Here is a 633-nt window from a genome sequence, read left to right as displayed (position 1 = left end):
AAGCCAATAGCGCGATTGGCGCGGCGATCGCCGCGCTGGCGCAAGAGGGGTTGCCCGCCGCCGAATTGTCGGCATGGCTCGAGCGTATCCAGAACGATTTGTTCGATCTCGGTGCCGATCTCGCGACACCGAAAGCCGAGAGCGACGGCGACGACTTCGCACCGTCTGAAAGGACGCTGCGGGTGGTGACGGCGCAAGTCGAACGGCTTGAGGCGGAGATCGACCGGATGAACGCTGGTCTGGCACCCTTGACCAGTTTCATCCTGCCGGGCGGAACAGCCGGGGCAGCGGCACTCCACATCGCCCGTGCGATGGTGCGTCGCGCCGAGCGTACTGCGGTCGCGGCGACGCGGACGGAGGCTTTCAATCCGCTCGCGCTCGCCTATCTCAACCGTCTGTCGGATTATCTGTTCGTCGCCGCGCGCATAGTGAACCAAATGGCGGGTGGCGACGTTTTGTGGCGACCGGGAGCGACGCGCTAGCACGGCTGGCGTTTCTGAGGGAAGGGGACATGACGATGCAAAGGCGACCAGTCCCCAAACGCCCGGCAAGCCCGCTGGTGGAGCGTTTTCGAGCCGTCCGCGCGCTGTCGGTCGCGTTGGTCGCACCGCTGTCGGATGCCGATGCCACCGT

At 65.6% G+C, this 633-nt stretch carries 1 protein-coding gene; it reads left to right on the top strand.

Annotation, left to right across the window (positions count from 1 at the left end):
• Window positions 1-482: cob(I)yrinic acid a,c-diamide adenosyltransferase (locus AACY49_RS29870; RefSeq protein WP_339527801.1), on the top strand; the 482-nt coding region annotated here is incomplete at its 5' end.
• Window positions 483-633: the final 151 nt, after the last annotated feature.

The organism is Pseudomonas sp. EL_65y_Pfl2_R96 (genome assembly GCF_963970905.1).
In the GTDB taxonomy this organism is placed as follows: domain Bacteria; phylum Pseudomonadota; class Gammaproteobacteria; order Pseudomonadales; family Pseudomonadaceae; genus Aquipseudomonas.
Note: the sequence above shows the minus strand (reverse complement) of the source record. Positions and strands in the feature narration are given on the sequence as shown.